At 47.2% G+C, this 17,807-nt stretch carries 13 protein-coding genes and 1 pseudogene; 9 read left to right on the top strand and 5 right to left on the bottom strand.

Going from position 1 to position 17,807, the window contains the following annotated elements:
* Positions 1-36 precede the first annotated feature (36 nt).
* Both ftsH and rlmE read right to left on the bottom strand, forming a co-directional pair.
* Positions 37-1,992, bottom strand: a complete 1,956-nt coding sequence (ftsH, locus tag G7083_RS03320; protein WP_206212106.1) for an ATP-dependent zinc metalloprotease FtsH — start codon at positions 1,990-1,992, stop codon at positions 37-39.
* Between the two features lie 109 nt (positions 1,993-2,101).
* The gene (gene rlmE / locus G7083_RS03325; RefSeq protein WP_166013578.1) at positions 2,102-2,731 is read right to left on the bottom strand and encodes a 23S rRNA (uridine(2552)-2'-O)-methyltransferase RlmE; all 630 of its coding nucleotides are present in this window, start codon (positions 2,729-2,731) and stop codon (positions 2,102-2,104) included.
* A 119-nt stretch (positions 2,732-2,850) separates the two neighbouring features.
* Between rlmE and yhbY the strand changes: the two genes are divergently transcribed.
* The gene (gene yhbY, locus G7083_RS03330) at positions 2,851-3,147 is read left to right on the top strand and encodes a ribosome assembly RNA-binding protein YhbY (RefSeq protein WP_166013579.1); all 297 of its coding nucleotides are present in this window, start codon (positions 2,851-2,853) and stop codon (positions 3,145-3,147) included.
* A gap of 61 nt (positions 3,148-3,208) precedes the next feature.
* Here yhbY and greA read toward each other — a convergent pair whose 3' ends face one another.
* Positions 3,209-3,682, bottom strand: coding sequence for a transcription elongation factor GreA (gene greA / locus G7083_RS03335; RefSeq protein ID WP_166014978.1), 474 nt, complete (start codon positions 3,680-3,682; stop codon positions 3,209-3,211).
* Positions 3,683-3,709: 27 nt separating this feature from the next.
* Between greA and G7083_RS03340 the strand changes: the two genes are divergently transcribed.
* The 3 genes from G7083_RS03340 (at position 3,710) to dacB (ending at position 6,777) form a co-directional block, all read left to right on the top strand.
* A complete protein-coding gene (locus G7083_RS03340; RefSeq protein ID WP_166013580.1) occupies positions 3,710-3,871 on the top strand; it encodes a hypothetical protein in 162 nt (53 codons plus the stop codon).
* Between the two features lie 373 nt (positions 3,872-4,244).
* Positions 4,245-5,234, top strand: a complete 990-nt coding sequence (locus G7083_RS03345; protein ID WP_166013581.1) for a porin — start codon at positions 4,245-4,247, stop codon at positions 5,232-5,234.
* Between the two features lie 97 nt (positions 5,235-5,331).
* Positions 5,332-6,777, top strand: coding sequence for a serine-type D-Ala-D-Ala carboxypeptidase (dacB, locus tag G7083_RS03350; protein ID WP_166013582.1), 1,446 nt, complete (start codon positions 5,332-5,334; stop codon positions 6,775-6,777).
* Between the two features lie 192 nt (positions 6,778-6,969).
* Here the strand turns inward: dacB and tyrS are convergent, their stop codons facing one another.
* A complete protein-coding gene (gene tyrS, locus G7083_RS03355; RefSeq protein ID WP_166013583.1) occupies positions 6,970-8,157 on the bottom strand; it encodes a tyrosine--tRNA ligase in 1,188 nt (395 codons plus the stop codon).
* Positions 8,158-8,287: 130 nt separating this feature from the next.
* On the opposite strand from tyrS, the pseudogene G7083_RS03360 reads away from it, so the two are divergent.
* Positions 8,288-9,585 (top strand): annotated as a pseudogene (locus G7083_RS03360) (peptidoglycan DD-metalloendopeptidase family protein).
* A 91-nt stretch (positions 9,586-9,676) separates the two neighbouring features.
* On the opposite strand, the gene erpA reads toward G7083_RS03360, so the two are convergent.
* The gene (gene erpA / locus G7083_RS03365) at positions 9,677-10,018 is read right to left on the bottom strand and encodes an iron-sulfur cluster insertion protein ErpA (RefSeq protein ID WP_166013584.1); all 342 of its coding nucleotides are present in this window, start codon (positions 10,016-10,018) and stop codon (positions 9,677-9,679) included.
* A gap of 278 nt (positions 10,019-10,296) precedes the next feature.
* Between erpA and hemL the strand changes: the two genes are divergently transcribed.
* From hemL to G7083_RS03385, 4 genes are all read left to right on the top strand, one after another.
* On the top strand, positions 10,297-11,589 hold the full coding sequence (hemL, locus tag G7083_RS03370) for a glutamate-1-semialdehyde 2,1-aminomutase (protein ID WP_166013585.1): 1,293 nt from the start codon (positions 10,297-10,299) through the stop codon (positions 11,587-11,589).
* A 307-nt stretch (positions 11,590-11,896) separates the two neighbouring features.
* Complete coding sequence (locus G7083_RS03375) at positions 11,897-12,982, top strand: AI-2E family transporter (RefSeq protein ID WP_166013586.1); 1,086 nt, start codon at positions 11,897-11,899, stop codon at positions 12,980-12,982.
* 73 nt (positions 12,983-13,055) lie between these two features.
* On the top strand, positions 13,056-14,078 hold the full coding sequence (rsmC, locus tag G7083_RS03380; RefSeq protein ID WP_166013587.1) for a 16S rRNA (guanine(1207)-N(2))-methyltransferase RsmC: 1,023 nt from the start codon (positions 13,056-13,058) through the stop codon (positions 14,076-14,078).
* A 208-nt stretch (positions 14,079-14,286) separates the two neighbouring features.
* Positions 14,287-17,679 carry a response regulator gene (locus G7083_RS03385; RefSeq protein ID WP_166013588.1) on the top strand — a complete coding sequence of 1,131 codons (3,393 nt, stop codon included), beginning with the start codon at positions 14,287-14,289 and terminating at the stop codon, positions 17,677-17,679.
* Positions 17,680-17,807 lie beyond the last annotated feature (128 nt).

Here is a 17,807-nt window from a genome sequence, read left to right on the forward strand (position 1 = left end):
CCCCGAACAAGTCGGGGTTTAGGATTAACAGCGCGTTTATTGTGCGTCTTTGTTATCACTCGATGCGCTAGCATCCGGTTGAGGATCGACCGATTCTTCCGCAGCAGCGCTATCTGAATCACTTGCCGCAGCGGGTGCTGCCTTGACTTCAGTAGTCGCTTTAGCGTGATCGCCCCAACCAGCAGGTTCACGGATCACCGCTTTACGAGCCATTAAGTCATCAATTTGACCGGCATCGATGGTTTCATATTTCATCAACGCATCTTTCATCGCATGCATGATGTCCATGTTATCGCTAATGATTTGACGTGCACGTTCATAGTTGCGGTCGATCAAAATACGAATTTCATCATCAATCAACTTAGCCGTGTCATCCGACATATGTTTAGTCTGAGTCACGCTACGACCAAGGAACACTTCACCTTCATCTTCCGCATAGAGCATCGGGCCAAGTTTTTCCGAGAAGCCCCACTGGGTCACCATTTTGCGTGCAATTTCAGTGGCACGTTCAATATCATTCGAAGCACCGGTTGACACTTTATCTTTGCCATAGATCAGCTCTTCAGCAAGACGGCCACCATATAGGCTAGAGATCATCGATTCCAGATGCTGCTTCGACATGCTGACGCGATCTTGCTCCGGCAGATACATGGTCACCCCTAGCGCTCGGCCACGTGGAATGATCGACACTTTATACACTGGATCATGTTCTGGTACTAAACGACCAACCACCGCATGACCGGCTTCATGATAAGCGGTAGACTCTTTGACTTCTTCCGACATCACCATCGAACGGCGCTCGGCACCCATCATGATTTTGTCTTTCGCCAGTTCAAACTCAACCATCGACACGTTACGTTTGTCACCGCGAGCGGCAAACAGGGCGGCTTCGTTAACGAGGTTAGCCAAATCTGCACCAGAGAAACCAGGAGTACCACGAGCAATCAATGCAGGCTGTACATCATCGGCCAAAGGCACTTTACGCATATGCACTTTAAGGATCTGTTCACGGCCACGCACATCCGGCAATCCGACCACCACTTGACGGTCGAAACGTCCCGGACGCAATAGAGCAGGGTCAAGTACATCTGGACGGTTGGTAGCTGCAATCACGATGATGCCTTCATTACCTTCGAAACCATCCATTTCAACCAGCATTTGGTTGAGGGTTTGTTCACGTTCATCATGACCACCACCAACACCCGCGCCACGTTGACGGCCGACCGCATCGATTTCATCAATAAAGATGATACAAGGTGAGGCTTTCTTGGCTTGTTCAAACATGTCACGTACACGCGATGCACCGACACCGACAAACATTTCAACGAAATCAGAGCCGGAAATAGTAAAGAACGGTACTTTCGCTTCACCGGCAATCGCTTTGGCTAGCAGTGTTTTACCAGTACCGGGAGGCCCCACCATCAGAACCCCTGTTGGAATTTTACCACCGAGTTTTTGGAAGCGGCTAGGATCACGCAGGTAATCGACCAGCTCTTTCACATCTTCTTTAGCTTCATCACAGCCAGCCACATCATTAAAGGTGGTTTTGATCTGCTCTTCACTCATCATGCGTGCTTTACTTTTGCCAAACGACATGGCGCCTTTACCGCCGCCGCCTTGCATTTGACGCATAAAGAAGATCCACACCCCAATCAGCAGAATCATCGGGAACCATGAGATAAAGATGGTGCCGAGTAAGCTTTGCTCTTCTGGAGGCGTGCCTTGTACTTTAACGTCTTGATTAATCAAGTCATCGAGCAGCTTTTGATCATAAACCGGCATGTAAGTTACATAACGGCTACCACCACCACGACGCACGAAAGTAATTTCACCGTTGTTGAATTGTGCTTCCTGAATCTGGCCTTGACCCACTTCTTTTACGAAGGTGGTGTAGTCAACCGCTCTGCCACTGTTTTCACTCGGGCCGAAGCTCTGGAATACCGACATTAAAACGACCGCAATCACCAGCCACAGAATTAAATTTTTTGCCATGTCACTCAAGGTGTAAGCCTCTCGATAACTAATTGTAATTGAAAAATAGGGTACTACAGTTTATCACTAGCGGCTATAGACTCTACTTGGACACCCAAGGGTGAAATAGTTAACCTTTGTAACCAGTCGCCACGATAAAAACTTCTCGTGAACGGGCTCGTGAGGAATCTGGTTTACGAATTTTCACCACTTTAAACAGATCGCGTACGGCCTTGACATAGTCATCAAACCCCTCGCCTTGGAACACTTTCACCACAAAACTACCATCGGGAGCCAGAACTTGTCGACACATATCCAGTGCAAGCTCAACCAGATACATAGCGCGCGGTTGATCAACCGATAGATTGCCAGCCATATTCGGCGCCATATCCGACATCACCACATCGACCATGTCTGGCTGAATGCGCTCAAGTAAGGCATTCAATACCGCTTCTTCCCGAAAATCCCCTTGCAGAAAAGAGACACCAGCAATCGACTGCATCGGTAGCAGGTCACAGGCGATCACCCGCCCACTCTCGCCAACCACTTTGGCAGAAAATTGCGACCAGCCACCCGGTGCGGCGCCTAGATCGACCACCGTCATGCCGGGTTTGAGCAGTTTATCTTTGTTTTGGATCTCTTCTATTTTGAAGATCGCACGTGAACGATAACCTTTTTTTCTCGCCTCGTTAGCGTACTTGTCATCAAAATGCTCTTTTAACCAGCGAGTTGAGCTGGCTGAGTGTTTCTGTTTACTCATTATATTCCTAACTAAGTCACCACGATCTGAGAAAGTATGGTAGAAAATATAGTCTTCTCGAATAGATGGCGCTAAAATGACGGTTTTCAACCCTAATATTAAATAAATTTGGCCGCGTAATGAACCTAAGCAACAAACAAAAACAGCATCTGAAAGGCTTGGCACACAACTTAAAACCGGTTGTGTTAATGGGCGCAAACGGATTAACAGAAGCTGTGCTGGCGGAAATCGAAATTGCGCTTGATCACCACGAACTGATTAAAATCAAAGTGGTTTCCGAAGATCGTGAAACTAAACTATTGATTGTTGATGCTATTGTTCGCGAAACTGGTGCCGAAAAAGTACAAGTGATTGGTAAAGTATTGGTACTTTATCGCCAATCGCAACAACGCAAAATCGAATTGCCGCGCAAATAATCCGCCGCAGGATCCACAAAAAAGGTCGCAATCGCGACCTTTTCCCTTATTGGGCATCGAATTAACGATACTCAACGCGATCAATTTCCAACAGCTTATCGCCACCTGGAGTCGCAATCGCCACTTCATCGCCTTCAAACTTGCCAATCAAACCACGAGCGATCGGTGAGTTAACCGAAATACGGCCTGATTTGATATCGGCTTCATCATCACCAACGATTTGGTAAGTTTTCTCTTCTTCACTATCGACATCAACCACAGTAACCGTGGCACCAAAAATCACTTTGCCACTGTTGTCCATTTTGGTCACATCGATCACTTGCGCTACCGACAGCTTATATTCGATATCGCGGATTTGCGCTTCACAGATCCCCTGCTCTTCGCGAGCGGCATGGTATTCCGCATTCTCTTTCAGATCACCCAGCTCACGCGCTTCTGCAATCGCTTGTGTAATTTTCGGTCTGAGCTTTAATAGCCGATCAAGCTCTTCGCGTAGCAGCTGTTCGCCACGCAATGTCATTGGAACTTTTTCCATCATCTACCTCTGCGCCAAAGTGTTGCTTTGGACAATAAAAAACATCCCCAACATCCTAAAGCGAGTCAGGTCAGGGTTGAACCATTTGGATTACCCGAAAGTGTAAACAAAGTTAAGAGCGAAATCATCCAAATTCAAGATTTGCGAGGCGAATTTACGCCAATGGTGATTTCACCATTTTATCTGTGATCGTCAACACAGTTGAATTGTCGTCAATTTACTCAAATCTGATAAAAAAAAATAAAAAACATCGCTAAAACAATATTTTTTTCGATCAACAAAAATTAATAAAAACTTAATAAAAACATCATCTTGATAAATTTTTACCCTCAATAAAACAGCGTTCATAAGCCTGATTTATATCATTTTACTAACCGATAGCGGAACTTTGGGAGTAAAAAAACAACCACGAAATCGGCAACAGCATCAATTTCGCTAGACTGTGTGGTTGTGTACCCCCATACCGCAGATTGGTCCGGCTTGATGGTGAGTCAATTTCGTGTGACGTGGCTTACGTCGTATAAAAATCAAATTTATGGACAATAAATTAGGACTTAATAATATGAACAAGACTCTTATTGCTCTTGCTGTTTCAGCTGCTGCAGTGGCGACCGGTGTAAACGCTAGCGAACTCTACAATCAAGATGGCACCTCTCTGAATATGGGCGGCCGTGCTGAAGCGCGTCTGTCTGTAAAAGATGGTAAAGCGAATGACAAAACTCGCGTACGTCTAAACTTCCTCGGTAAAGTGGCGATCAACGATAGCCTGTACGGTGTCGGTTTCTATGAAGGCGAATTCACTACCGCAGACGACGGCGAAGATAAGAAAGGCGACCTAGACAACCGTTATACCTATGCCGGTATCGGCGGCACCTTCGGTGAAGTGACTTACGGTAAAAACGATGGCGCGCTGGGCGTGATCACTGACTTTACCGATATCATGGCTTACCACGGTAACTCAGCAGCCTACAAAATTGCCGTAGCTGACCGTGTTGACAATATGCTGGCGTATAAAGGTCAATTTGCCGACCTAAGCGTCAAAGCGAGCTATCGTTTTGCAGACCGTTCAGCAGATAAAACTGGTGGTACTTGGAATACTGATTACACTGACAATGGCGAAGATGGCTACTCTCTATCCGCAATCTACGCATTGGGTGACACTGGCTTCAATATCGGTGCGGGTTATGCCGACCAAGACAAAGCTAACCAATATATGCTGGCGGCTTCTTACGCGATCGCTGATTTCTACTTCGCGGGTGCTTTTGTTGATGGCGAAAAAGACTCAACAACAGACCTGACTGGTTATGAACTAGCTGCAAAATACAAGCTAGGCCAAGCTGTATTCTCAACTACATACAACTACCTAGAGTCTAAAACCTCAGGTACTAAAGCCGATGAAGCTGATAATTTTGCAATCGATGCAACTTACTTCTTCAAGCCTAACTTCCGCACTTACATCTCATACAACTTCAACTTGTTAGATGCAGATGCAACCATTACCAAAGCACAAGCAGAAGACGAACTGGCCATCGGCCTACGTTACGACTTCTAATTGCTGACTTAAGGTCACATGCTTAACGCCTGCTCACTAGCAGGCGTTTTTTTATCTGGCTATACTGCAAATTCGATTATCTGTGGAAGTTTGAGTTATGGGTTGGCGCGTTATCTTAATTAGACTACTGCTGCTCAGTTTGCTGCTTGGCGCCGCGCCGCTGCGCGCGCAAAACCCATTGAGTGGTGCAATCCATAAGCTTCCGGCTGGCACACGTTACGCATTACTGATTGAGCCGATTCGCGCTACGCAACCCACGCTTGCGCTCAATGCCGACGGATATTATCCGCCCGCCAGCACCCTTAAAATATTAACCGCACTGGCGGCCAAGCTGGAATTGGGCGATGAGTTTCGCTTTAGTACCAAACTGCTGCGCGCGAAACAAGATTGGGCGATCCGTTTTTCCGGAGATCCAACCCTGACCAGTGCCGATATTAACGCACTACTCCAGCAGCTTAAAGTGCACAGCGGCGGGCAGATCGACGGTGATTTATGGCTGGATGATAGCGCATTTAGCGGCTATCAACGTGCAGTTGGCTGGCCGTGGGACATTCTCGGCGTCTGCTATAGTGCGCCGGTCAGTGCGATCAATTTAGACAGTAACTGCATTCAAGCCTCAATTTATACTGAGCCACAAGGCAAAACCCGAGTCTATGTCCCGGAGCACCATCCTGTGCATGTGCAGTCACAAACGATCAGTGTCAGCCAAGCGCAGCAAGAGAGCCTACACTGCGATTTAGAGCTCACCACCAGCCCTGAAAACCACTATCAATTAGCCGGCTGTTTAGTACAGCGAGATAAACCATTAGCCTTGAAATTAGCGGTGCAAGATACGGGTCTGTATACCCAGCGCATCGTGTATCGCCTACTGGGGCAGTTAAATATCAAGCTTAAAGGCCAAGTTAAGATTGGCGCTCCGCCATTGGCACCATTTGAACGCGTGGCGCAACATCAATCCGCGCCACTGGCTGAATTGTTGCCCATTATGCTGCAAAAATCCGACAACTTGATTGCCGATAGCTTAACCAAAACCTTAGGCCAGCATTTTTATCTGCAACCAGGCAGTTTTGCCAACGGCACGCAAGCGATTAAACAGATCTTGTATTCCAGAGCTGGGATTGATTTACAAGATAGCCCGTTGGCGGATGGCTCAGGTCTGTCGCGCAATAACCGGATCCGGCCACAAGTGATGCTAGAGACTCTGCGCTATCTTTATCAGCATGATGCTGAGCTTGGCTTAATTGCTATGCTGCCTAACGCTGGGCAATCTGGCACCTTGCAATATCGGCGCAGTATGCGCAGCCCACTCGTCAGCGGTCAAATTAAAGCCAAAAGTGGTTCGCTGTATGGCACCTATAACATGGCTGGCTTTATCGTCGATCAACAGCTGCGCCCAACCGCTCTGTTTGTTCAATTTGTCACGGATTATTTTCCGCCCTCAGCCAAACCCAGCGTGGCAGTGGAAGCGCCGATTGTGCAATTTGAAAGTGAGCTTTACCAACAACTGATTGAGTGGGATCGCTCACAGGCCAATGCGTCATAAAGCTGAGCTGACTCACCGTGACCACTACAGTGCTCAAGGCGCGCTAGCTTAGTCAGTAAACTTAATCAATGGGCTTAATCAATGGACTTAGCCACTCAAACGGCGGCGATAAAAAAAGCGCCGATTGGCGCTTTTTTCGATGTAAGCAAGTAGCTGACTACAACTCAATGATCATATTACTGAATAGTTATATTACTGAATGGTCACACGGGCAAACTTGCGCTTACCCACTTGGTAAACCGCAGTGCCACAAACAGGGACTAATTTGGCATCTTCGAGCTTCTCACCGTCTTGCTTCACGGCCCCTTGCTTGATCATACGCAGCGCATCCGAGGTAGAAGCCACTAGCCCCGCCTCTTTCAACAGATTAGAGATCGCAATCCCAGCCGCAAAACTAAACTCTGGCATCTCCTCTGGCATCGCGCCTTTTTGGAAACGATTGATGAATTCTTGCTCTGCCGCTTCAGCATCCGCTTCGCTATGGAAACGGGCAATGATCTCTTTCGCGAGTAGGATCTTAATATCACGCGGGTTGGTGCCTTGCGTCACATCCGCTTTGAACTGAGCAATTTGCTCTAACGGACGGAAAGAGAGTAGTTCGTAGTAGCTCCACATCAGATCATCAGAGATCGACATGATTTTGCCAAACATTTCGCTCGGCGCTTCGCTCACCCCAATATAGTTGTGCGCGGACTTCGACATTTTTTTCTCGCCATCCAGCCCAACCAGCAGCGGCATCATCAATACCACTTGTGGTTTTTGACCATGGGATTTTTGCAGCTCGCGTCCCATCAGCAGGTTGAACTTCTGATCGGTACCGCCAAGCTCGACATCAGTTTCCATCGCCACTGAGTCATAACCTTGTAGCAGAGGATACATAAACTCATGAATAGCAATCGGCTGGCCATTATGGTAGCGCTTTTTAAAATCATCGCGTTCTAGCATACGTGCTACCGTTTGATTCGAAGCGAGTCGGATCATCCCTTCTGCGCCGAGCTGCGATAACCATTCTGAATTGAATTGAATTTTGGTTTTCGCTGGATCAAGGATCTTAAACACTTGCTGCTTATAGGTTTCCGCATTGCGCAATACATCTTCGCGGGTCAGCGGTGGACGAGTGGTATTTTTACCAGTCGGATCACCGACCATGCCGGTAAAATCACCAATCAGAAATGTCACATCATGGCCTAAATCCTGGAAAGTACGCAGCTTATTGAGGATAACCGTATGACCTAAGTGAATATCCGGAGCCGTTGGATCCGCGCCCAATTTAATGCGTAGTGGACGATTTTCTTTGAGCTTAGCCATCAGCTCTTCTTCTGGGATCAGCTCTTCAACACCACGTTTAATCTCAGCCAAAGCCGCTTCAATACTCGCCATTCTTGTTCACTCCCACAGATTTGGCAAAAATATGCTAGTGGGACATCTTACTTGAATAGCGATGCTTTTTGAAACCAGTTAGACTAGCGGGCAGCGATTTTGTTAATAATTAAATGAATTTGAACTGAATATGCTTTCTCTTTTCAATCGTCTGCCTTGGCTACACCGCGTGTTAATCACCGCATTTAGCGCCATCATCGTATTCGCGGTGTTTTTTCTACCCAATTCGGATGGCTTACGTCAATCGAACAGTCAATTAGAAGTTGGGCGTCATTACCCGATAGAACTCGATAACCAACTGTTTGCTAACCTAGAGCAAGAGACGCCGATCTCAACCACGATGCTGCGCTGGGAAACGCACCAAGTCCGCAATGGCGAGAGCGCCGCTGTGCTGTTTCAACGTGCCGGACTCTCGTCACGTTTGCTGCATGAGCTAACCTCAAGCAACAGTGATATTAATAGTCAATTATCTAGACTCATGCCGAAGGATGAATTGAAATTCGGTTTTGATGAAAATGATCAGTTGGTGCAGCTCAAACGTACCATTAGCCCTTACGAAAGCTTTGTGGTGACGCGTTCAGACTCAGGTTTCAGCTCCGAATTTGATAAGAAAGAGGTGTTTTTCCAACTCAACTATGCCGAAGCAGAGATCACCTCTAATTTCTGGAATGCGGGCGTAGCGGCAGGATTAAGCGCCAACCAAATTATGGAATTGGCCAATCTGTTTGGCTGGGATATCGATTTCGCACTCGATATTCGCGCCGGCGATCAGTTCAAATTGCTCTATCAAGAAAAAATTGTCGAGGGCAGCGTGATTGGACGCGGCAATATTATTGCTGCCACCTTTACCAACCAAGGCACAACCTTTACCACCATTTTGGATGACAACACGGGTAACTATTACGACCAAGATGGTCGTGCGATGAAAAAAGCCTTTTTGCGCTCACCGGTCGATTTTCGCCGTGTCTCATCGAATTTTAATCCGCGGCGTTTGCATCCGGTCACTGGCCAAGTAGCTGCGCACCGTGGAACCGACTATGTGGCTCCGGTTGGCACCCCAATTTGGGCCGCGGGGATGGCGTGGTGGAAAAGTCGAGCTACAACCAATTTAACGGTAACTATGTTTATATTCGGCATAACAGCACTTACCTGACCAAATACCTGCACTTACAACGACGTATGGTTAAAACCGGTCAACGAGTCAAACAAAATCAAACGATTGGGACTTTAGGCGGCACTGGTCGCGTCACTGGGCCGCACTTACATTATGAATTTTTGGTCAATGGCGTACACAAAAACCCAAGAACGGTCGAGTTACCGCAGGCTCAATCATTGAAAGGCAAAGCCAAAGAGACCTTTATTGCCAATGCCAAGCAGCGCATGGCCAAACTCGAACGCTACAGCCAGTTGCTGTATGCCAAGCAGTAACATTGAAACTATCGATAAAAAGAGGGCCAGTCGAAACACACAACTGGCCCTATTCGTTGTTAAGCATATTGCGGCTCGATAGCGCGCACAATTAAACGCTAAATGATGCACCACAGCCACAGGTAGTGGTGGCATTTGGGTTATTGACGAAAAATCTCGACCCTTCCAGCCCTTCAGTATAGTCAACCACCCCACCAATCAAATACTGCAAACTCATCGGATCAACCACCAAAATCACACCACTGTTATCAATCGTGGTATCGCCTTCATTAACCGTTTCATCAAAAGTAAAACCGTACTGAAAACCGCTACAGCCGCCACCAGTAATGTAAACACGCAGCATTAGCGATGGATTTTCTTCTTCAGCAATCAATGCTTTGACCCGGCTTGCTGCCGCGTCAGAAAAGGATAATGGAATAGTAACTTCGCTCACGATGACCTCTCATTCGTGCAACGTGCCACGCTAACCTGTCAAGGGTGCGCTACACATCTCATAGTAATAATGGCGCGATTATCTAATACCTGAGTTAAGCGTTCAAGTATTAGCCTTAATCGAAATGGATTTGCTAACTGAAATCGCTGCATGACAAGCAGACTTGCGATGATTGATCGACAACTTCGGTAAAAATGTAGCGAAAATATTTCACCCTATGGAGCATAGGCGTACAATGCCCCCCAAATTGGTCCGATTGATCATAAGAGGAAAATAACATGACCAAATCCGCCGAGTTATATCAAAAGGCACAAACCACCATTCCTGGCGGGGTCAACTCCCCTGTGCGTGCCTTTAACGGAGTTGGTGGTTCGCCAATTTTCATTGAACGAGCTGACGGCGCGCTGATTTTTGATGCCGATGGCAAAGCCTACATTGATTATGTCGGTTCATGGGGACCGATGATCCTTGGCCATAACCATGCTGCGATCCGTGATGCGGTGATGCAAGCGGCGCAGCGTGGTTTAAGTTTTGGCGCACCAACCGCCATGGAAATCACTATGGCCGAATTAGTTTCTGAGTTAGTGCCATCGATGGAACAACTGCGCATGGTTAACTCCGGTACGGAAGCGACCATGAGTGCGATTCGCCTCGCACGGGGTTACACTGGCCGCGATAAAATCATCAAGTTTGAAGGTTGTTACCACGGCCATGCCGATAGCTTATTAGTCAAAGCCGGATCGGGTGCGCTGACCTTGGGTCAACCAAGCTCTCCTGGTGTTCCAGAAGATTTTGCTAAGCATACTTTAACCGCTCGTTTTAACGATTTAGACTCTGTGCGCCAGCTTTTCGCCGCCAATCCCGGTGAAATCGCCTGTATTATTGTTGAGCCTGTAGCGGGTAATATGAACTGTATCCCACCCGTGGAAGGCTTCCATCAAGGGCTGCGCGAGATTTGTGACCAACACGGCGCACTACTGATTTTTGATGAAGTAATGACGGGTTTTCGCGTGGCACTAGGCGGTGCGCAAGCTTATTACAACATTAAGCCCGACTTAACCACATTAGGTAAAGTGATTGGTGGTGGAATGCCCGTCGGTGCGTTTGGTGGTCGACGTGAAATCATGCAGTACATTGCGCCAACGGGCCCGGTTTACCAAGCCGGCACTCTATCGGGTAACCCGATTGCGATGGCCGCAGGTTATGCATGCCTTAATCTGCTGCGTGAAGAAGGCAATGAAAAACGCCTCGCTGAAATCACCAAACAACTGGCGGATGGTTTCAAATCACTGGCTGATCAACACGGTATTCCGCTGTTAGTCCATCAAGTAGGCGGCATGTTTGGCTTCTTCTTTACCGAGCAGAAGCAAGTAACCTGCTATGAAGACGTGGCCCGTTGTGATGTGGAACGTTTCAAACGCTTCTTCCATTTGATGTTAGAGCATGGCGTTTACCTCGCCCCTTCCGCCTTTGAAGCCAGCTTTACCTCATTGGCACATGGCAGCAGAGAAATTGCCGCTACGCTAGAAGCGGCCGATCGCAGCTTTGCAATCCTAGCCGCGCAGGCTTAAGCCATACACCATCGATGGCTAAATCTATAGATAAATAACTGTAGATAACCCACTATAGATAACTAAGGCAGCCGATCGGCTGCCTTTTTATCGACTTGTGTACGGGTAAACCAGCTTTACTGCCAGTAATACAGGCTCACCAGCACCAAAGCACCAATCACCAAAGCCAGCCACGCAATTGACTTACGTTTTGCCGACTTGTCACTACACTCATTTTTATCACAACACCCCATATCCACCTCTCGATTGCTAAGCAGCGCAATTGGCCTCATTATAGCCTTAACACTCCTTTAAGCGGACAACTTCTGTGTCAGAAAAAATCCCATTAACCTCCCGTCATCGTGTATTAGTGGTGGCACTGCTGGCGGCAGCTCTCGCTTGTTACTGGCTGGTTGAACCTTATATCAATTCGATTGTGATGGCGTTCATCCTCTCTTTATTGATGTTTCCAATCCATAGCTGGTTTGAAGGTAAGTTGCGCTCACACCACAATCTTGCCGCACTGTTATCTTGTCTCGTGCTGACCGTGATTGTGGTGATCCCGCTCGGTTTTATTTTTGGCGCGCTGGTACAACAAGGATCGAAATTTTCGCAAAACCTTTACACTTGGGTCTCGCATGGCGGTATTCAGGAGTTATTCAATCACCCATGGGTGGTTAAAGGGCTCGATTTAATCAATCAATATTTGCCCTTTGAAGAGATTAGCTCGCAACAAATCGCGCAGCGAATTGGCCAATTTGCTACTGCATTTGGTAGTAATTTGGTGAGTATTAGTGCCAAAATTGTCGGGGATACCACCAGCTTTATCATGAGTTTTTTCCTGATGCTGTTTGTGCTGTTTTTCTTGCTGCGTGACCACGATCAGATCATCAGTGCGATCCGTCATATATTGCCACTATCACGCAGCCAAGAAGATCGCTTACTGACAGAAATTGAAAATGTCTCTAAATCGGCGGTAATGGGCTCGTTTTTAACCGCGATCGCCCAAGGCTTAGCGGGTGGATTGGGCATGTGGCTCGCCGGATTCCCCGGACTATTTTGGGGTACCATGATGGGCTTCGCCTCTTTCATTCCCGTGATCGGTACTGCGTTAATCTGGATCCCAGCCACACTGTATTTGTTGTTAACTGGCGACACTAACTGGGGAATTTTCCTTGCCATATGGTGCGTGATCATAGTGGGTTCAATTGATAATTTGCTGCGCCCTTTGTTAATGCAAGGCAGTGCCGGCATGAATACGCTGATGATCTTTTTCTCCCTGCTTGGCGGACTCCAGTTGTTTGGTTTGATTGGCTTGATTTATGGTCCACTGATCTTTGCCATCACCATAGTGCTGTTTAATCTTTACGAAGAAGAATTTCGCAGCTTTTTGGATCAACAAGACAACAGTTGATCCAAAGTTAACACTTCATTCAGCGGGCTGAGTGTGCGAAAATCGGCCCCCTTTTTCTGCTCTAGAGCGTGCCATGCAACCTTATACCGCCCCAAGTGAAATTGCCCTTCGTCAACTCGACTATTTTGCCGATAAGCATGTGTTGGTTGCCGGTGAAGTAGAAGATCTGTTTCCACTCCAACTGCGTGAACATTGTGCTTCAGTTGCGGTGTTCACAACGCATTACGGCTATTTTTCACAGCTCGAGCAGCACGCTGCCATCGATTGTTATTTTGGTGAACAGCTCACTGATGAGGTTAAGGCTGATTTAATTTTGCTCTATTGGCCGAAAGCCAAGCAAGAAGCGGAATATCTGCTGGCGATGTTGCTGGCTAAACTCGGTACCGGCACCGAAATTATCGTGGTCGGTGAAAATCGCTCTGGGGTCAAAAGCATTGAAAAAATGTTCGCCGCTTACGGCCCGATCCACAAATACGATTCGGCACGTCGCTGCTCATTTTATTGGGGACAATGCGTTAATACTCCGGCCGCTTTTGAGCTCAACCAGTGGTTTAAATCTTATACCGTTCACTATCAAGGGCACGAGCTGACGATTCGCAGCCTACCAGGGGTGTTTAGCCATGGAGAATTTGACCTTGGTAGTCGACTGTTGCTGGATACCTTACCGGCGTTAAGTGGCAAAGTGATTGATGTTGGCTGCGGGGCTGGTGTATTAGGCTGCGTAATGGCCACTCTCAACCCAGCAATTGAGCTGGAAATGACCGATATCAGTGCACTGGCGATTCGCTCTAGTCAAGAAACGCTGCGCGCCAACCAGCTACACGGCAAGGTCTATCCCTCTGATATGCTTTCTAATGCGGGCCGTGATTACCAAGCGATTGTCACCAATCCGCCTTTCCATTCCGGCTTGCAGACCAGTTATGGCGCGACTGAACAGTTATTGGCACACTCGGTCAATCACCTCGCCAATCAAGGCTCACTGTGGGTGGTCGCCAACAGCTTTTTAAAATACCCACCAATCATTGAACAAGCCTTTGGCCAGTGTGATATTGCAGCCAAAACCAGCAAATTTACCATCTATCACGCAAAAAAATAACGTCGCCTATTTTGCCGTTTTTGACGAAAAGTTCGCCTAAAAACGGCCTTGCTCTGGCCTTTTTTGTGCCTATCCCCACGCTTTAGCTTGGACTTACTTGTCAAAGTAAAAAAACTCGTTAATTTCGTTACTTTCATTGTTTCTTATCATCCACTCACTCATGGCTGACCAACGTCATTGAGTTTGACCAAGAAGTAACGTCTTAATTATGTTTAGGTTCTATCGAAAACAAAAATTCAAGCGCCTACAGAATACGCTGATGGCCGCATTTCTGACACTGAGCATCATTCCACTGACGATTACCGCGCTGTTTTTCCTGCGTTCACACAGTCAAGATCTCGAACAGCAAAGTACCTCTTACCTTGTTTCAGTACGAGATACTAAACAGCAACAAGTGATTGATTACATGTTGGCGAAAGAGTCGGAAGTGATGGGCTTTGTGCGCTCTGAGCTCGCCTATGCCAGTGGCGGGCGTTTTTATGGTCTGGTCAATGCATTTCAACGCTTAGACATCACGATTGAAGGGGCGCGTGAACATGCCCAGCAGCGCTATATCTCCGGCTCTGGCGATCAGATCAAAACCTCAGTACTACCACAGTCGAGCGCCTATGTAGGCAGTGAACGTTACCGCCTACTGCATAAGCGTTATCACTGGGCATATTTGGAGTTACTTAAACGTTCCGATTTTGATGATATTTTGTTGGTCGATATTGACGGTAACGTGGTCTATTCAATCTACAAACACGATAACTTTGGCACCAATTTACTCACTGGAAAAGACCAAGCCAACCTGCTTGGCCAAACCTTTAAACGCCTAGAACAAATGGTCAGTGAACAGCGCCAAGCCAATGAAGATTTCACTCCAGTGGTGATCTCTGATTTTGAACCACAAAATGGTCAACAGTACGCTTGGCTAGGTGCGCCGATCATCCAGCAAGGCTACCTGCACAGTTATGCGATGTTCCGCCTACCGAGTAATGCGATTACTAAATTGATTGCCGACGGCAATAACCACCCAACAATGCAAACTATCTTAGTCGGCCAAGATCATCGATCTCGAACCCTGACTACGGCGGATATTGCGGTTGAAAAAAGTAAGCAAGTGGTCGATTTAGCCTTATCAGGACAACGCTCAGTTGGCACTTATACCAACACCGAGGGAGCAAATGTTATTGCCGCCTATACACCCATTAATCTGAAAAGTATTCACTGGGCACTCGTGGTTGAGTTGCCAGAAAAAGAAGCGTTTGCTGGCATACGCCAGCTAGAAAAATTGTTTGTGTTAGCGATGCTGACCGCAATTGTATTAGTGATTATCGCATCACATTATCTGTCAAACTTCATTACTTCACCATTATTGAAACTGACCTGGGCGGCGGAACGCGTCTCGGCGGGCGATTTGGATGAAGCGATGATCAACACCGAACGTAAAGATGAAATCGGTCGTTTAGCGGTCAGTTTTGAACGAATGCAACGTTCGATCCGTGACAAAATCACCCTGATCAAAGCACAAAATAAAGAGCTGGAAAGCAATCTGCTGATCATTCGTAAACAAAATGATGAGCTACAACTGGCTAACAAGCTGAAAGATGAATTTCTTGCCACCACCTCACACGAGTTGCGCACCCCGTTACATGGCATGATCGGCATTGCCGAGGCGTTAGTGTCTGGTGCCAATGGCCCATTAACGGCAGCACATAAATATCAGCTTGATATCATCATTAGTAGTGGCCAGCGCTTAGCAACCCTAGTCGATGATCTGCTTGATTATCATAAAATGCGCTATGGCGCGTTAGACATTCAACGATGTGCCGTCGATTTGTCGAGATCCACTCGCTTAGTCCTTGAACTCTCGCATCATTTACTCGGCAAAAAAACCTTACGGATCATCAACCAAGTGCCAGATCAACCGGTCTGGGTTTCAGTCGACCCCCAACGCTTAGAGCAAGTACTGTACAACTTGATTGGTAATGCAATTAAATACACTTCCGAAGGCAAAATTGTCATTTCGACCACCTGTATGGAAGATAAGGTACGTGTACAAGTGGTAGATACCGGGCAAGGCATTCCGGCCGATCAACTTGAGCAGATTTTCGAACCACTGATCCAAGCCGGTCAAGACGCCAGTCGCTACCGTCAAGGTGCAGGCTTAGGATTGTCGATCAGCCGCCAGTTGATCGAGCTAATGGATGGCACCTTGTATGTTAGCAGTCAACCAATGGTCGGAACCACTTTCAGCTTTACCCTGCCATTAGCCACTCAAGCTGAGATCGAACAAGCGGATGTTATAGAACTGTCGCACTTCCAAGCCCCTGATCTGATTGACCCAGAGCTACCAGAGCAGAGTTCATTACCGGAAAATGAACATGGGCCACTGCTGCTGGTCGCTGATGATGAACCTGTCAATCTACGAGTATTAGACAGTTTTTTACGTCTTGAAGGTTATCGAGTGCATACTGTCCAAGATGGACACCAAGTACTGGAGGCGGTACAAGCTGAAAAACCAGAGCTGATATTGCTCGACATCATGATGCCGGGGATGAGTGGCTATCAAGTCTGTGAAAAATTAAGACAAAACTACGATCATGCCGAATTGCCAATCATCATGCTCACCGCACTCAACCAGCCTGATGATCGAGTACGTGGCTTTGATGCTGGTGCAAATGACTACTTATGTAAACCGTTTAATAAGCAAGAGCTCGCGGCGCGAATTATGGCTCATCTGACCGCCAGTAAGGCAGAGTTACGCCGGATTGAAAATGCACAGTTACAACAAGAGCTCAAGCATCGAGCCATGGTCGAAGCTAGTTTACTGGAAACTCAAGGACGCTTATTGGAACAGCTAGAATCGGCTCCCGAAGCAATTTTATGTGTCAATGAAGAACATAAAGTACGTTTTGCCAATGAAGCGGCAGCACGCCTATTTAGACGCACGCCAGAGCAGCTTAAACGCTCCAATGCTGAAGAATTGATCGCCCCTAAATACCTCTCGATTGATCAAGAGCATTACTGCGGTAACATTGATGTTTATGTTGAAGATGTACGCCAACACCTCTCGGCCGATGTGCTGCGCTTACCACAAGGTTCCGGCCTGCAAGCGATGTACATTTTTAATGTCGGTGGCAGTATCAACGCCGCGCGGATCTACAATTTAGAGACTGCAGTAGAAGCGCTGTCTAGCTATGCCTTTGAGGGAGATAAAGACAAACTGCAAAAACTCAAAGAGCTCGGTGGCGAATTTACTCGGCTCGCCGACAAAGCGACTGGTGAGTATCAATCGAAACAAGATTTGATGCGTGCAGTATTAGTCGAAGCGATGACCAGTGCGCTCAATTATTGGGAGAGAGTTTCTGGGCAAAGCAAATTCACCTTTGCTGAACAAAGCGGTTTATGGCGTGTCTATCTTGACCGTAGTACCTTACAAACTCGCACCTTGGATAAATACCTACGGATCGAAACTCTACCAAGAACACCACGTTGGAGAACCGTACTCAACTCGCTGGATTACATCTTAGAACACTGCAAAGAATCAGGTCCGGAACGGGCTCATATTGAAATGCAGCGCGATAAGTTACAAAAGCTGCTCACCAGCAGCGATTAATTAGCCGATATCATTTCAACCCACCGCATGGTGGGTTTTTTTATCAGCAATTATCGAGCTGTAGGCCAACAGGCTAAGGTTGGAAATGACTCTACACCCAAACAACTTGGAGTTGCAGGTAGGCGGCA

The organism is Vibrio sp. HDW18, from assembly GCF_011306175.1.
Lineage (GTDB): Bacteria > Pseudomonadota > Gammaproteobacteria > Enterobacterales > Vibrionaceae > Vibrio > Vibrio chanodichtyis.

What these genes read in the sequence shown, in the direction of transcription:
- tyrS (WP_166013583.1), bottom strand. Translation starts at nt 8,157, where the DNA reads ATGGCGAGTATTGAAGCGGCTTTGGCTGAGATTAAACGTGGTGTTGAA.
- ftsH (WP_206212106.1), bottom strand. Translation starts at nt 1,992, where the DNA reads ATGGCAAAAAATTTAATTCTGTGGCTGGTGATTGCGGTCGTTTTAATG.
- rlmE (WP_166013578.1), bottom strand. Translation starts at nt 2,731, where the DNA reads ATGAGTAAACAGAAACACTCAGCCAGCTCAACTCGCTGGTTAAAAGAG.
- hemL (WP_166013585.1), top strand. Translation starts at nt 10,297, where the DNA reads ATGACCAAATCCGCCGAGTTATATCAAAAGGCACAAACCACCATTCCT.
- G7083_RS03345 (WP_166013581.1), top strand. Translation starts at nt 4,245, where the DNA reads ATGAACAAGACTCTTATTGCTCTTGCTGTTTCAGCTGCTGCAGTGGCG.
- rsmC (WP_166013587.1), top strand. Translation starts at nt 13,056, where the DNA reads ATGCAACCTTATACCGCCCCAAGTGAAATTGCCCTTCGTCAACTCGAC.
- G7083_RS03385 (WP_166013588.1), top strand. Translation starts at nt 14,287, where the DNA reads ATGTTTAGGTTCTATCGAAAACAAAAATTCAAGCGCCTACAGAATACG.
- yhbY (WP_166013579.1), top strand. Translation starts at nt 2,851, where the DNA reads ATGAACCTAAGCAACAAACAAAAACAGCATCTGAAAGGCTTGGCACAC.
- dacB (WP_166013582.1), top strand. Translation starts at nt 5,332, where the DNA reads ATGGGTTGGCGCGTTATCTTAATTAGACTACTGCTGCTCAGTTTGCTG.
- greA (WP_166014978.1), bottom strand. Translation starts at nt 3,682, where the DNA reads ATGGAAAAAGTTCCAATGACATTGCGTGGCGAACAGCTGCTACGCGAA.